15 protein-coding genes are annotated in these 12,647 nt (G+C 71.2%); 6 read left to right on the forward strand and 9 right to left on the reverse strand.

Features of this window, described 5'->3' with window-relative positions; all coding sequences use genetic code 11:
- Positions 1-20: 20 nt before the first annotated feature.
- On the reverse strand, positions 21-1,364 hold the full coding sequence (locus AB0C87_RS01955) for a hypothetical protein (RefSeq protein ID WP_360576063.1): 1,344 nt from the start codon (positions 1,362-1,364) through the stop codon (positions 21-23).
- Positions 1,365-1,463: 99 nt separating this feature from the next.
- Positions 1,464-2,036, reverse strand: a complete 573-nt coding sequence (locus AB0C87_RS01960) for a hypothetical protein (RefSeq protein WP_360576065.1) — start codon at positions 2,034-2,036, stop codon at positions 1,464-1,466.
- 288 nt (positions 2,037-2,324) lie between these two features.
- Between AB0C87_RS01960 and AB0C87_RS01965 the strand changes: the two genes are divergently transcribed.
- The 3 genes from AB0C87_RS01965 to AB0C87_RS01975 all read left to right on the forward strand — a co-directional run bounded on the left by AB0C87_RS01965 (position 2,325) and on the right by AB0C87_RS01975 (position 3,999).
- Complete coding sequence (locus AB0C87_RS01965) at positions 2,325-2,537, forward strand: hypothetical protein (protein WP_360576067.1); 213 nt, start codon at positions 2,325-2,327, stop codon at positions 2,535-2,537.
- On the forward strand, positions 2,507-3,025 hold the full coding sequence (locus AB0C87_RS01970; RefSeq protein WP_345179937.1) for a hypothetical protein: 519 nt from the start codon (positions 2,507-2,509) through the stop codon (positions 3,023-3,025). The genes AB0C87_RS01965 and AB0C87_RS01970 overlap by 31 nt, the downstream gene beginning before the upstream one ends.
- Before the next feature lie 221 nt (positions 3,026-3,246).
- Positions 3,247-3,999, forward strand: coding sequence for a hypothetical protein (locus AB0C87_RS01975; RefSeq protein WP_360576070.1), 753 nt, complete (start codon positions 3,247-3,249; stop codon positions 3,997-3,999).
- Between the two features lie 98 nt (positions 4,000-4,097).
- Here AB0C87_RS01975 and AB0C87_RS01980 read toward each other — a convergent pair whose 3' ends face one another.
- Both AB0C87_RS01980 and AB0C87_RS01985 read right to left on the reverse strand, forming a co-directional pair.
- On the reverse strand, positions 4,098-4,292 hold the full coding sequence (locus AB0C87_RS01980) for a DUF397 domain-containing protein (RefSeq protein WP_345179934.1): 195 nt from the start codon (positions 4,290-4,292) through the stop codon (positions 4,098-4,100).
- A complete protein-coding gene (locus tag AB0C87_RS01985; protein WP_345179931.1) occupies positions 4,289-5,101 on the reverse strand; it encodes a helix-turn-helix transcriptional regulator in 813 nt (270 codons plus the stop codon). The genes AB0C87_RS01980 and AB0C87_RS01985 overlap by 4 nt, the downstream gene beginning before the upstream one ends.
- 99 nt (positions 5,102-5,200) lie before the next feature.
- On the opposite strand from AB0C87_RS01985, the gene AB0C87_RS01990 reads away from it, so the two are divergent.
- Positions 5,201-5,617 (forward strand): ATP-binding protein, encoded by a 417-nt coding sequence (locus AB0C87_RS01990; protein WP_360576072.1) that lies wholly within the window; start codon positions 5,201-5,203, stop codon positions 5,615-5,617.
- Positions 5,618-5,666: 49 nt separating this feature from the next.
- On the opposite strand, the gene AB0C87_RS01995 is transcribed toward AB0C87_RS01990, so the two are convergent.
- Positions 5,667-6,533 carry an NmrA/HSCARG family protein gene (locus AB0C87_RS01995; RefSeq protein ID WP_360576074.1) on the reverse strand — a complete coding sequence of 289 codons (867 nt, stop codon included), beginning with the start codon at positions 6,531-6,533 and terminating at the stop codon, positions 5,667-5,669.
- Between the two features lie 83 nt (positions 6,534-6,616).
- On the opposite strand from AB0C87_RS01995, the gene AB0C87_RS02000 reads away from it, so the two are divergent.
- On the forward strand, positions 6,617-7,255 hold the full coding sequence (locus AB0C87_RS02000) for a helix-turn-helix domain-containing protein (protein ID WP_360576076.1): 639 nt from the start codon (positions 6,617-6,619) through the stop codon (positions 7,253-7,255).
- Between the two features lie 250 nt (positions 7,256-7,505).
- Complete coding sequence (locus AB0C87_RS02005; protein WP_360576078.1) at positions 7,506-9,143, forward strand: ABC-F family ATP-binding cassette domain-containing protein; 1,638 nt, start codon at positions 7,506-7,508, stop codon at positions 9,141-9,143.
- A gap of 4 nt (positions 9,144-9,147) precedes the next feature.
- On the opposite strand, the gene AB0C87_RS02010 is transcribed toward AB0C87_RS02005, so the two are convergent.
- From AB0C87_RS02010 to AB0C87_RS02025, 4 genes are all read right to left on the reverse strand, one after another.
- Positions 9,148-10,482, reverse strand: coding sequence for an FAD-dependent monooxygenase (locus AB0C87_RS02010; RefSeq protein WP_360576080.1), 1,335 nt, complete (start codon positions 10,480-10,482; stop codon positions 9,148-9,150).
- Positions 10,479-11,153: a VC0807 family protein gene (locus AB0C87_RS02015; RefSeq protein WP_345179924.1), complete on the reverse strand. Its 675-nt coding sequence runs from the start codon at positions 11,151-11,153 to the stop codon at positions 10,479-10,481. The genes AB0C87_RS02010 and AB0C87_RS02015 overlap by 4 nt, the downstream gene beginning before the upstream one ends.
- Complete coding sequence (locus AB0C87_RS02020; protein ID WP_345179922.1) at positions 11,150-11,740, reverse strand: TetR/AcrR family transcriptional regulator; 591 nt, start codon at positions 11,738-11,740, stop codon at positions 11,150-11,152. The genes AB0C87_RS02015 and AB0C87_RS02020 overlap by 4 nt, the downstream gene beginning before the upstream one ends.
- Before the next feature lie 83 nt (positions 11,741-11,823).
- On the reverse strand, positions 11,824-12,642 hold the full coding sequence (locus tag AB0C87_RS02025; RefSeq protein WP_345179920.1) for a MerR family transcriptional regulator: 819 nt from the start codon (positions 12,640-12,642) through the stop codon (positions 11,824-11,826).
- Positions 12,643-12,647: the final 5 nt, after the last annotated feature.

The following is a 12,647-nucleotide window of genomic DNA, read 5'->3' on the forward strand; positions in this document are numbered from 1 at the left end:
GCGCGTGTGGCCGGACCCCGCTACGGGCAGGCGGGGAACAGCCGCCGCGTCCCCGTCCCGGCCGCGTAGGCGGCGGGATCGCTGAACCGGCAGCCGTAGTCCGGACGCGCCACCGCCGAAGGCCGCGTGGTCACGTCGCCCGCGGGCCGCGCGCCCCCGCCGGCCCAGCGGACGAGATCGTCCCAGGCCGCGCCGGCCTCCGCGTTCGAGAACTCGCAGTGCTGGCTCGTGCGGATGGCCCGCTGGACGAGCAGGCCCGACCGGTGGTTCCGCGCGACGTCCCTCGCGTAGATCTGCTCCATGGAGAACGGGACGAACAGGTCCCCCAGCCCGTGCAGGCTCAGGACCGGGACGTCCGGACGCCCGCTGATGCGCGGAACCTGGGAGAGGCGGTTCGACAGCCGCGCCGGCAGGTTCTCGACGCGCACCCGCTGGACCGTCCCGTTCACGTCCACCGGCTCGTTCGGCTCGTATCGGGTGAACTGATTGGTCCCGACCTGACCTGGGTTCTCGGCGAGGGTGGCGTCCGGGTCGGAGGGCTCGGCCAGGGTGAACGGGAAGTCCTTCCAGAGCGCGAACGACGGCACGGCGCCGGGACGCGTCCCGCCCGTCCGGTCGATGACGATCGAGCGGAACTGCTTCCCGCGGTCGTTCGTGGTGTCCGGCCCGCCCGGCCGCAGCGCGGTCAGCCCGAGCGCCGCCTCGATCCTCGGCACGGTCGCCGTCAAGTACTGCGCGGTGACCGGGTACTCCCGGACCCCTGACAGGTCCTGCGCGACGAGGTTGTAGTCGAGCAAGTAGTCGAACAATTCCTGGTCGCCGAGGACTCCGCACATGGGAAGCGCGCCGTCGTAATACCCGGGGAACTGCTCCAGCGAGCGCCCGATGATGTGCCCGCCCATGGAGACTCCGATGATGATGCGCTGCTTGGGACGTCCCACTTCGCGGGCGAACAATTCGGCCACGTCGCGGGTGCTCAGCACGCCTGCGCGGACGTCGTACCCGTTGTCGTAATAGGACGACGCAGCCCACGCGTACCCCTGGTCGAGAAGGCGTTGCCGCAGGCCGTACTGGGGTGGCTCCACCGTCAGCACGTGGCCCTTGCCTGCGTAGCCATGGGCCCAGAGCACCAGCCTGCCGTTCCACTGCGGCGGCACTTCGATGTCATAGGCCGCGTGGCGGTGGACGCCCTGGAGCACCCGCGACGGTTTCCCGTGCACCTGGACGGGCGGGAGCGGCGGGTTGGCGATGGTGTAGCCGGGAAGCGGCTGGTCGCCGGGGACGCGATCGGCGCGGGCCGTCCCCGCCGGGGCGAGTGCCGCGAGCACGAGAGCGGAGAGAACGGCGAGGGGGCGGAGGCGCATGGTGCGCATTACATACCGCCCGGTCGGTCAGCGGAATGGCGCGACCGGATCCGGCCTCGCAGGCGGCCGCATGACCAGGGACGCGGCCCCTCCCGAAGGTCATCCGCTGGGGGCCGCGACGCGGGCGGGAGACCGGCTCATCGCCGCGCCGTACAGCGATCCCGCGAGCAGCGTGACGCCCGACAGGGCACCGCTGACGAACGGGATCCACTCCACGGACGACACCGCGGCCATGATCATTCCGGCCGCTCCGAGACCGGACAGCACGACCCCCGGCACCGCGATGGCGCCCCTCTTCCACACCCGTGCCAGCACGACGAAGTGCAGACCGACGATCAACGCGATCCAGGCGACATTGATCTCCTGCGGCGCGTCCAGCGCCCTCAGCACGGCGATCCCGCCGAAGATCAATGCGAACTCCGCGACCACCACGAGCCCGAACCGCGGCCCGAACCACCCCGGCCACCCGTCGCCGCGCCCCGCCCCTTCCCGGCCCGTCGCCCCGCGCCGGTTCCCGCGGAAGCCGACCACCACCACCGCGAGCAGGCAGACCACCGCCAGGATCCGCATCGCGATCCCGGCGCCCTCCGGCAGGGGATCTCCCGTGTTGGCGAGCACGAAAGCCGTACCGAACCCGGAACCGATCAGCAGACCAAGCAATTGCGGCGACACGCCGATGATCATACGCGGACGCGCCTGAACAGGCCTCTACCAGGAGGAACCCTGCACTTCGCCCTGGGCAGAGACACCCGACCGGAGATGGGGAACGGACTCCCCGGCAGCGGTCCCATGGCCGGCGCGCGGCCATCCGGCAGGGAGGTCCGTTTCGAGCGCCGCTGAGGGACCTCCGACTCCACGTGACCGCGATGCGGAACGCGTTGCGCTTCGCGGCGTGCTGCGAACGGTCCCTTCCGTAACACGCCTAGGGCACCAACCAGCGCAACGAAAAGGGAATTTCCCATGAAACGCGCCTACTCACTCGCCTGCCTCTTCGCGGGCGTCCACGGCGGCCTCCTCAGCCACTTTCTCGGCGGCTTCGCCGGGATGCCCGTCGGCATGGTCGGCTGCGCGATCTGCGGTGCGATCGGCGTCTTCATCAGCCGCCTCATCTACCGCGCATGGAGGCGGGACATCGTCATCGCGTGTCCTCCGGCCTCGGCCTGGCCGCCCTGATCGGCACGGCGGGCTTCACCGCCACGGTCAACCCGGTCGCGGCGGTCCTCAGCCCCGAACCCTTCACCCGGGAGTCCTCCATCGACGAGTCCAACCGCCCCAGTACCTGGCGCGACGAGGGGTATCGCCCCGACTCGGCGGAATGGCCCCGACTCTGGTCCCGGCTCCAGCTCGGGCAACCCCTGGTCGGGACCGTCGTCTGGGTCCCGCGACCGGGCGCGATCGGGATCGGCATCGACCTCGGCCTGCCCGTGGGCGGCTTCGTCGACGTCCTGCATCTGCCCCTGGACAGCGCGCGGTGGCCCGCCAAAGGCACCACCACCGACTTCACGATCTGGTGGATGGACGAGCGGCCCCAGATCAGGCTGATGCCCGCCGACCCCCGCTACCGTCGCGAAGACTTCGACGACTGGGTCCGGCAGCAGAACACCGTGGCGGCCAGAACCTTCCTCGCGGGCGGCGCCGGTCCGGCAAGCGGCACATCTTAGATCTTGACCGGACAAAGGTGATTGGCCGTCACCTTGCTTTCGTCGAACCTCTCACTTGGGGACTCTCCCTCAATCACCCCGGTCGTGGCCTTCCGTGCAGGTGACACGAACACGCACACCGAAACAGAATGCCATTCGAATAATCTCCGCCTTGCGTGGGCCAGAGGGCTCCGGACGGTGTGTTGCGAGACCTGACAAAACGAAACGGCCAGGAGGCCACGATGAACAGCTTTGTCGAATTCAACAACGGGCTCGACGAGGTCCAGAACACGTTCGACCGCCTCGCCGCGGAACTCGACGGGCTCGGCGCAGAGGTCGACCCCTTCGACCGGATCAAGCTGCAGGTCGAGCTCAACAAGGCCCGGCTCGACGTCCTCAAGACGCGGCAGGAGACGACGAAGACCGAGGTCGGCGTCCTCACGACCGACTTCAACCAGATGAAGAGCGAGCAGCACAAGCGGATCGGCTACCGCGACACGCTGATCTACACCGCCTTCGCGGTGGTCGCCGGTGCGGCCTACGCCATCACGCAGGGAGCCTCCCTGCTGGTGCTGCTGGGGCTGATCCCGGCGGTTCTCTCGCTCGGATGGATCTACCTGGCGAACGACACCAAGGTGGGCGAGATCGGCCAGTTCATCCGGTCCGAGCTCGCGCCGCGCATGAAGCTGCTGCTGCCCGCGGGGGCGACCCCCTTCGGGTGGGAGTCGTGGCACCGGGGCCTCCCCGGCCGCCTGACCGGCAAGATCGGTCACCTCGCGGTGACACTGACGATCTTCTGCGTCTTCCCGGTGACCGCCTTCACCATCGTCATCGGGAACCTCTCTACCCTTCCCTCCTGGGTCTTCCCGGTGGGGGGAGTGGAAGCCATCGCCACCCTGTGCATCGGGTGGCTGTTCCTCCGCGCGAACCTGGGGCGGAGGACGCCACAGACCGTCGCCGCGAACACCGGCGAGGGGGCACTCGCGTCCGACTGAGGCAGCGCCTCGGCAGGAACGCACCACACCCGAAGGGCCCGGCACACCCGGGCCCTTCGAGCTACCCGGGCAAAGCGGCTGCCGCGCGAGAATCGCGGTCAGCGGTGAAGGTCGAGGTCGCTGCGCTTCGCGCGGGCCAGCAGCTCGGCGAACGCCTCACGCCCGAACGCCAGGCGCTCCCCGTCCGGATCCCTGGAGTCCCGCACCCACACCCGACCGCCCAGCGCCGCCAACTCCACGCAGGCATCGTCATTGCCGCCCCCGCTGTGGGAACTCTTACGCCAGCCGTTCATTCGTACTTCCTCAGCGTCTGGTCCATCAGCTCTCGCGAGCCTGGTCGAGGTAGGGCAAGTGCCCCGATCTGATCGAAACGTACTTCGAGAAGGGCGGACTCGTCACCGGCTTCGATCAGACGACCGGCGACCTGCGCGACGGCGTAGGAGACATCGCGGCCATTGATCGTCATCACCTGGAAGTGCCCGTCATGCCCTGGGTGCCACCCCGAAGTACGCGGGACGACGCGGATGCAGACGCGGTCGGTATCTGAGAGCTCGATGAGGTAGCGCAACTGCTCCGCCATGACGTCGCGACCGCCCACGACGTTGTCGAGTACTTCTTGGTCGATGAGAATCCAGAGGTAGGGCGGCTGCTTTCGCCTCAGTACCTCCTGGCGCTTCATTCGAGCTTTGGCCTCTGCTTCGACTTCGTCCACGCGACCGGCGGCTTTGAGGAGGGCCTCCGCATACGCCTTGGTCTGCGCCAGGGCCGGAACGGTCTTGCCGTGGTACATCTTGATCACATCGGCGGCCGCCTCGTACTGGAGGTACTGCTTGAACCAGTCCGGATCGTGTCCACCGCAAGCGAACATGTGCAGCCGTTCGAAGTGGCCACCCGTATTCCATGCCTGGTCAAGGCGCTTCAGGTATGTATCGCGCGGCCGGAGGCGTCCGGCTTCCCAGTTGGATACGGTCGCCCGGGTCACGTGGACGATCATGGCTGTCTGAGCCAGGGAGAGACCCCGCTGCGTGCGATAAAACCACAGGTCGAAAGCCAGCCAGGCCCACAGCGAGGACGCCGGGTCGATCGACTCTCGAACACTCATCACGCCCCCACAGGTGTATCGCGACCCCCGCTTATCACCTCAAGTTAGAACGTCGACACGAAGAGTGAGAGCACATTCCTCCAACTGGGGACGGCTCTCATGAACGATCTTGAATTCGTCACGTCGGCGCACGGGATTCCGGAGGTGCGCCTGACCGTGCTCGCCGTGCCGTCGAGCGTGGTGCTGGCTCGGGAGCTCGTCCGCTACACGCTGACGAACTGGGGTTTCGACCGTGAGGTGGTCGACGACGCGAGCCTCGTCATGAGCGAGATCGTGTCCAACGCCGTCGCGGCGGCGCACGGCCACCGGATCCGTCTCGGCTGCGCCCTCCGGGAGGGGGCGCCGCTGCTGGAGTGCTGGGACCCGGCCCCTGACCTGCCGGTCCGGTGCCCACCGTCGCTCACGGCCGAGAACGGCCGCGGGCTCGCCATCGTCTCCGCCCTCGCCAAGGAGACCGGCACCCGCCCTTCCGCCACCGGCGAAGGAAAGGTCGTCTGGGCCCTCATGCACGCCTGAAGCCGGTCGTCCAGCGGCAGGCAGGCCCGGCGGCCTCCGGCTCGTGGGTTCACCCGGTCGAAGCAGAAGTGGCGTCTGGAGTGGTCACGGGCGGGGCGAGTCGCTGGGTGAGGAACCGCTCGAAGGTCAGCAAACCGGGATGCTGCTGGCGCAGAGCCGGGATGTCGGCCTGGTATCCGGCTTCGGCGAACCACTGGAACATGCGCTCTTCGATCGGGAGCGGCTCGAACCGGGTCGGGGTGCCGGTGACGCGCTCGTAGATCCGGGCAACCTCGGGGAAGGTGAGCTCGTCGCCGGCGAGTTCGATCTGGCGGCCGATGGACCGCGCGGGGTCGTCGAAGGCGTCGGCGGCGAAGACGCCGATGTCGTCGGTGGCGATGAACTGCATGGGCTTGTCGGGCCTGACAGGCAGTGACAGCACCCGCTCGTCCCGAGCGTCGGCGTAGTGCAGCAGGTTGTTCATGAAGAACACCGGGCGCAGGATGGTGGCGGGCAGTCCGAGCGCCAGGATGTACCGCTCGATCTCGGCCTTGCTTTCGAAGTGGTCGATGCCGGTGTCCCGTTCGGCGCCGCCCACGGAGCTGTAGACCAGGTGCGCCACGCCGGACTCCTCGGCGATGTCGGCCACCGTCTTGCCCTGACGCACCTCGGCGGCCAGTGTGCGCGGTTCATGGGCCAGTGCCTGGACGCTGAAGACCGCGCGCACGCCGTTCATCGCCTTGCGCAGCGAGTCGGCGTCGTCGAGATCGCCCCGGACGAGCACCGCGCCCTCGTCCCGCAGCCGGCGGGCGGCGGGGCTGCCCGGGGCGCGCACCAGCGCGTGGATCCGCCGGCCGCGCGCCAGCAGCTGACGGGCGGTGGCGCCGCCCTGATTGCCGGTCGCGCCGATGACGAGGACGGCGTCGGAGGAAGACATGAGGGAATCCTTCTTATTCGGAGTGGTTCGCTCCGAATAACTTAACTCGGAGCGAACCGCTCCGCAATGGGTATCCTTGGCCCATGGCCGAAGCCACCGCACCGCGCAGGCGGGGACCCCAGGCCCGCGCGGCCCGCAACGATCGCGCGCTGGTCGAGGCGGCCCGCGAGATCTTCCTCAGCCAGGGGTTCGACGCGCCGGTGTCCGCCATCGCCGAGCGGGCCGGGGTGGGGATGGGCAGCCTGTACCGCCGCTACCGCACCAAGGAGGAACTGCTCCAGCGCCTGTGCGCCGACTCCATGGAGCACCTCGCGGAGGCGGCGAAGGCCGGGCTGGCGATCGACGACCCGTGGCAGGGTCTGGCCTCCTACGTCCAGCGGTGCGCACGATCCGGGTTCGGCGCTCTGTCTCCCTTGGCCGGGACCGTGGAGGTCACCTCCGAGATGCGGCAGGCCGGCGAACAGGCCCAGCGCCTGGCCGACGAACTGGTCACCCGGGCCCGCGACGCCGGAGTGATCCGCGCCGGCGTGACCTCCATGGACGTCTTCCTGCTCATCAGGCAGTTCGGCCGCCCGGCCGCGGGCCCGTCGCCCCACGTCGAGGAGGAGGTGCGGTCCCGCTTGCTGGCGATCGCGCTGGACGGCCTCAAAGCCCACAACACCGATCCGCTTCCGGGGGAACCGCCCGACCCCCAGCACTACCAGGCGCTCTGGAACACCTGATGGAACGCCGGTGGGGGGCGTGGTCGTCGGGGCTTTATTCGCTGGAAGCCGTGAGGCGGGGCCGGTAGCGTGAGCGGCATGGCACGAGGCATCTGGTCGCAGAAGGTTCGCAGCGCCCGCTGACGGCGGCGCCTTTCCTTCTCTGAATCCGCGTTCGCCGTCCCGGTCCTGCCGGGCGGTCGTCTGATTCTGCCCGGCTCCATGGCGAGCTGCGGAGCACCCTTTGAGCCTCACCCCCTTTTCCGAGAGCATGTCCCTGCCCGTCCCGGCGGGCGGCAGCGCGCACGTCCGCGTCCAGGACGTCGCGGTCACCCGCGGGTCGCGGCGGATCCTGCACGACGTGTCGGTCACCGTCTCGGCCCGGTCCCGGATCGCCGTCGTCGGCGAGAACGGGCGGGGGAAGACGACGCTGCTGCACGTCCTCGCCGGGCTGATCCCGCCCGACGAGGGCACCGTGCACCGCGCCGGCACGATCGGCCTCGTCCGCCAGGAGCTGGCGGCGCGCGACGGTGAGACCGTCGGCACGCTGACGTCCGCGGCGCTGGCCGCCCCGCTCGCGGCCCTCGCGGCGCTGGACGAGGCGACCGCGGCCGTGGCCGCCGGTGATCCGGCCGCCGGCGACCGCTACGCCACGGCGCTGGAGGCCGCCACCCGGCTCGACGCGTGGGACGCCGAGCGCCGCGTCGACGTCGCCCTCGACGCGCTCGGCGCGTGCACCGACCGCGACCGCCGGTTGTCGACGCTGTCGGTCGGGCAGCGGTACCGGGTCCGGCTGGCGTGCCTGCTCGCCGCCCGGCACGACGTGCTGCTGCTCGACGAGCCGACCAACCACCTCGACGCAGGCGGGCTGGACTTCCTGACCCGGCGGCTGCGCGAGCACGACGGCGGGCTCGCCGTCGTCAGCCACGACCGGGCGCTGCTGCGCGACGTCGCCGACCGGTTCCTCGACCTCGACCCGAGCCGCGACGGGAGGCCGCGGCTGTACGCGGGCGGCTACGACGCCTGGCAGGATGCACGGCGCGGCGAGCGCGAGCGCTGGGAACAGGACTTCGAGGAGCAGCGGGCCGAGCACCGGCGGCTGCGGGACGAGGTGTCCAAGGCCCGCGACAGGCTGTCCACCGGTTGGCGGCCGGACAAGGGCACCGGCAAGCACCAGCGCCAGTCCCGCGCGCCGGGCGTCGTGCAGGCCCTGAACCGGCGGCAGGACGCCCTTGAGGCGCACCGCATCGATGTGCCGGAGCCGCCGCCGGTCCTGCGATGGCCTGACCTGGGGGTCCGGTCGCGGGTGCCGCAGCTCCGGGCCCACGGCGTCACCGTCGACGGGCGGCTGCCCGGGCCGGTCGACCTCGCCCTGGACGGCGGCGACCGGCTGCTCGTCACCGGCCCCAACGGCGCCGGGAAGTCCACGTTGCTGGCGGTGTTGGCCGGTTCGCTCCAGCCCGCGGACGGACGCATCTGGAGAGCGAACGGCACCCGGGCCGCCCTGATCGCGCAGGAGACCACCGAGCACGACCCCGACCTCACGGCCCGCGAGGTGTATGACCGTCATGTGGGGCGGCTGGTGGCCCGCGCAGAGCTGCGCGACGCCGACGTCGTCCCGCTCGGGGCGCTCGGGCTCCTGGACTCCGCCGCGATGCGGACGCCGACCGCGCGGATGTCGCAGGGCCAGCAGCGGCGCCTCGACCTGGCCCTCGCCCTGGCCGGGCGCCCCGGCCTGATCCTGCTCGACGAGCCGACCAACCACCTGTCGTCGGCGCTGGTCGACGAGCTGACCAGCGCGATCCGCGCCACCAGCGCCAGCGTCGTCGTCGCCACCCACGACCGGCAACTCCTGAGAGACCTCGCCGACTGGCCGCGCCTCGACGTCGGACGGCCGATGAAGATGTAGCCGGTCAGGTCCAGCGGGCCAGGGCCGATTCCAGGGGTTCGTAGCCGTCGTCCGCCCAGGCGATGTGGCCGTCGGGGCGGACGAGGACGGCGTCCACGTCCACATCTCCGCGCGGGTGCGGGACGCCGCCGTGGCGTGGCCGGTCGCCCAGTTCCAGGACGGCGTGCCGCCCCGAGCGCAGGACGGCCGGGTCGAGCCCCGGCATCGTGCGGCCGATGAGCGGATGCCGTCCGGGGAGCTCGTAGCGGATGTCGAGACCGGAGACCAGCCCGGCGAGGTGGCGGTTGGCCTCGGGGATCTTCAGGAGTTCGGCCAGGATGCCGCGCAGGGCGGCGACGTCCTCGTCGGGGATCAGCAGGACTCCCTGCGCGCGCGTGTTCGCCAGGACGGCGGCCCCGACCGGATGCCGTTCGGCGTGGTAGGTGTCCAGCACCGTGGGGTTGCCGCGCAGGTCGGCGGCCAGTTTCCAGCCGAGGTTGAAGGCGTCCTGGAGACCGAGGTTGAGTCCCTGCCCGCCGGTCGGCGAGTGGACGTGGGCCGCGTCCCCCGCGAACAGCACGCGCCCGTGCCGGTAGCGCTCGACCTGCCGCGAGGCGTCGGTGAAGCGCGAGGCCCACCGGATCTCCCGCACGTCGGGGACGGCGCGGCGCACCTCGTCCAGGGTGACGGGCGTGCCGCGGTCGGCGGTCTGCTGCTCCGGTCCGGCGATCAGGGCCCGGTACAGGCCGTCCCCCAGCGGCAGGACGTTCGCGACGCCGTCCTCGGGACGGTCGAACGAGGGCAGCCGCCACCGGCCGGGCCGCTCCCGCGTGAGCGTGACGTCGGCGACGACGGCGGACACGCGGCCGTCGCGGCCCGGGAACGGCACGTCCAGCAGCGTGCGGACCGTGCTACGACCGCCGTCGCACGCGACCAGGTACCGGCCGCGGAACTCCCGCCCGGCGCGGACGGTGACCCCGGCCTCGTCCTGCTCGACCCAGGTCACCTCGTGCCCGCGCAGGACCGGGACGTCCCGCTCGGCGAGGCGTCCTTCGAGATGCTCCTCGACCCGCGCCTGGGGGATGCCGATCTGCCGTTCGCCCCACGGCCCGTAGTCGAGCGGCAGACCGGCGAAGTGCCCGGCGGGGAGCGTGTCGGCCGCGCGCTCCAGCAGCGGTTCCAGCATGCCGCGCGAGTCGAGGATCTGCGCGGAGCGGGGCTGGAGGTTGAGCGCCCGGGACTGCCCGGTGCGTTCGGGCCGCCGCTCCAGCACCGCGACGCTCACCCCGGCCAGCGCCAGTTCGCAGGCCAGCATCAGCCCGGTCGGGCCCGCGCCCGCCACGATCACGTCGGCGATCACGCCCGCAGGTCCTTCCGCTTGGTGTAGACGAGGTGGAACGCGAACAGCGGCACGGCGATCACCGGCCACACGAGGTTGAGCGCGAACGGAGCGACGTCCAGCGGCAGGACGAAGGCGCCGATCACGTGCAGCACCGCGTTCAGGACCGTGGCCGCGCCCCACACCGCGGTCAGCGTCCGCAGGCCCTGCCGGAACCCGGCGTCGTGGTCCCAGCGGGCCTCCCACTCCCGCAGCCCCTCGGGCCCGACCTTCGTCAGGACGAACGAGCGGAACACGACCATCAGCGCGGGACGCCCGTAGACCACCGAGGCCAGGAGCCACACGCCGGCCACGCCCACGAGCATCCAGATCCAGGAGTCGCGGACGAGCAGGGTGCGCGGGTTCCCGGTCAGCAGGGACAGGACGATCCCGAACACCATGAGGACCATCACGAACAGCGCCGGGTAGTCGACCACGCGCTTCCGGACGAACCGGACCGCCACCACGATCACCGGCACGACCGACGAGGCGACCAGCGCCTGCCACAGGCTCGCGCCCGCCGCGCGCAGCCCGTACAGCACGGCCATCGGCACGACGAGATCGACCGCGATCGGGAGCAGCGGGGCCAGCCGTCCGGGGTCCTTCCGCGCGGCGGGGGCGCCGGCGGGCCGCGCGTGCGCCGCGGGGCTCACGACGCCTCCGCGCGGGTCGCCCGGTCGAACAGCTCCACGAGCTCGCGGGCGTACGCGGCGTGGTCGACGTCCGGCATGGTGGCGACGGCGTCGATCGCGGCGCGCAGGCTGACGGCCATCACGTGCGGATCGAACGCGCGGAACTCGCCCTCGGCCTGGCCCGCTCGGAAGAACTCCCGCGCCATCGCCGCGGGAGTGTCCGAGAACGCGACGCCCTCGCCCCCGCGCGTCCCGCCGATGATCTCGACGAGCGCGCGGATGTGCGCGGGGCGGTCGCGCATGAACGCCAGGTTCGCCTCGATGTAGGCGGCCAGGGTGTCCCGGCGGGTCGCCGCCGCGTCCAGCCGCGGCCGCATGAACGCGGCCGCGTCGCCCAGCGCCGTGTCGACCACGGCCTGGATCAGCTCGCTCTTGCCCTTGAAGTGGTACGAGATCAGCCGGGTGCTGCTGAGCCCGGCGTGCTCGGCGATCCGCCCGAACGAGGCTTGGCCGTACCCCGCCTCGGCGATGACCTCGATGGCCGCGGCCACGATCTGCGCTCGCCGCGCGACGGCGGCCGGGGAACGCACCCCCTCATTTACTTGCATGAGTAAGAGATTACTCAGCCAAGTAAATCTGTCAACGGCAGGCTGCGGGCGCCGCTCTCACGGCGGTCGGCCGGGGCGGGGCGTCAGGTCCAGGTCGCCGTGTCCGGGTCGATGCCTCTGGCGCGGGCGTTGGCGTCGATGATGTCGCGGAGCCAGGCGGTCATGCCTGGTTCGATCGCGTCGTAGTAGGCCGCGAAGCCGGGGTCGGCGGCGTATCTCCTCCCCAGGCAGACCTGCATCGAATGGGTGCAGTCGAAGTACTCGCCGATCGAGGCCCGGTGCCGTTCGGCCAGAGCGTCGGCTTCGGCGCTGCCCGGCCTGACGCCGGCGCGCTTGGCCGCCGCCAGGTCGTTCTCGAGCGTCGCGACGTCGCCGGCGATCTGCTGCCAGTCCTCGGAGGTCCTGCCCGCGGCGCGCTCGGCGGACTGCGCCCACTGAGCCGTGTCGCCCCACCGGTCGCGTGCGGCCGCGAGCCATGACGGCTGCCATCGCCGCCCGAAGATCGCGACTTGTTCCTCCGCGGAGAGCAGGATGCCGGCGCCCGCGGCCTCGATCAGGCGATCGACCGCGTCGACCATCGCCTGCAGGCGGGAGATCCGGTCGAGGAGTTGGGCGCGCTGCCGCCTCAGCGGCACGGTCATGTCGGCGGCCGGAGCCGCGAGAAGACCACCGATGTCGTCGAGGGACAGACCCAGTTCGCGGTAGATGAGAACCCGGTGGATCCGTGCGACGTCCGCCGCCGAGTAGAGCCGGTAACCGCCGGCGGTCCGTCCCGACGGGCGGACGAGCCCGATCGCGTCCCAATGGTGGAGGGTGCGGACGGTGACCCCCGCGTGCGATGCCACGGCCCCGACCGCCAGCCCGCCGGCGCCCGCGGCATCGTCCCCTGCGTCGTCGGTCACGCCGC

The sequence above is a fragment of the Actinomadura sp. NPDC048021 genome (genome assembly GCF_040653135.1).
Classification (GTDB): Bacteria; Actinomycetota; Actinomycetes; order Streptosporangiales; family Streptosporangiaceae; genus Spirillospora; species Spirillospora verrucosospora.

Bases quoted from the DNA above. Each gene is read 5' to 3' on its own strand.
- AB0C87_RS01955 (WP_360576063.1), bottom strand. From the start codon at position 1,364: ATGCGCCTCCGCCCCCTCGCCGTTCTCTCCGCTCTCGTGCTCGCGGCA.
- AB0C87_RS01965 (WP_360576067.1), top strand. From the start codon at position 2,325: ATGAAACGCGCCTACTCACTCGCCTGCCTCTTCGCGGGCGTCCACGGC.
- AB0C87_RS01975 (WP_360576070.1), top strand. From the start codon at position 3,247: ATGAACAGCTTTGTCGAATTCAACAACGGGCTCGACGAGGTCCAGAAC.
- AB0C87_RS01980 (WP_345179934.1), bottom strand. From the start codon at position 4,292: ATGAACGGCTGGCGTAAGAGTTCCCACAGCGGGGGCGGCAATGACGAT.
- AB0C87_RS01985 (WP_345179931.1), bottom strand. From the start codon at position 5,101: ATGAGTGTTCGAGAGTCGATCGACCCGGCGTCCTCGCTGTGGGCCTGG.
- AB0C87_RS01990 (WP_360576072.1), top strand. From the start codon at position 5,201: ATGAACGATCTTGAATTCGTCACGTCGGCGCACGGGATTCCGGAGGTG.
- AB0C87_RS01995 (WP_360576074.1), bottom strand. From the start codon at position 6,533: ATGTCTTCCTCCGACGCCGTCCTCGTCATCGGCGCGACCGGCAATCAG.
- AB0C87_RS02000 (WP_360576076.1), top strand. From the start codon at position 6,617: ATGGCCGAAGCCACCGCACCGCGCAGGCGGGGACCCCAGGCCCGCGCG.
- AB0C87_RS02005 (WP_360576078.1), top strand. From the start codon at position 7,506: ATGTCCCTGCCCGTCCCGGCGGGCGGCAGCGCGCACGTCCGCGTCCAG.
- AB0C87_RS02020 (WP_345179922.1), bottom strand. From the start codon at position 11,740: ATGCAAGTAAATGAGGGGGTGCGTTCCCCGGCCGCCGTCGCGCGGCGA.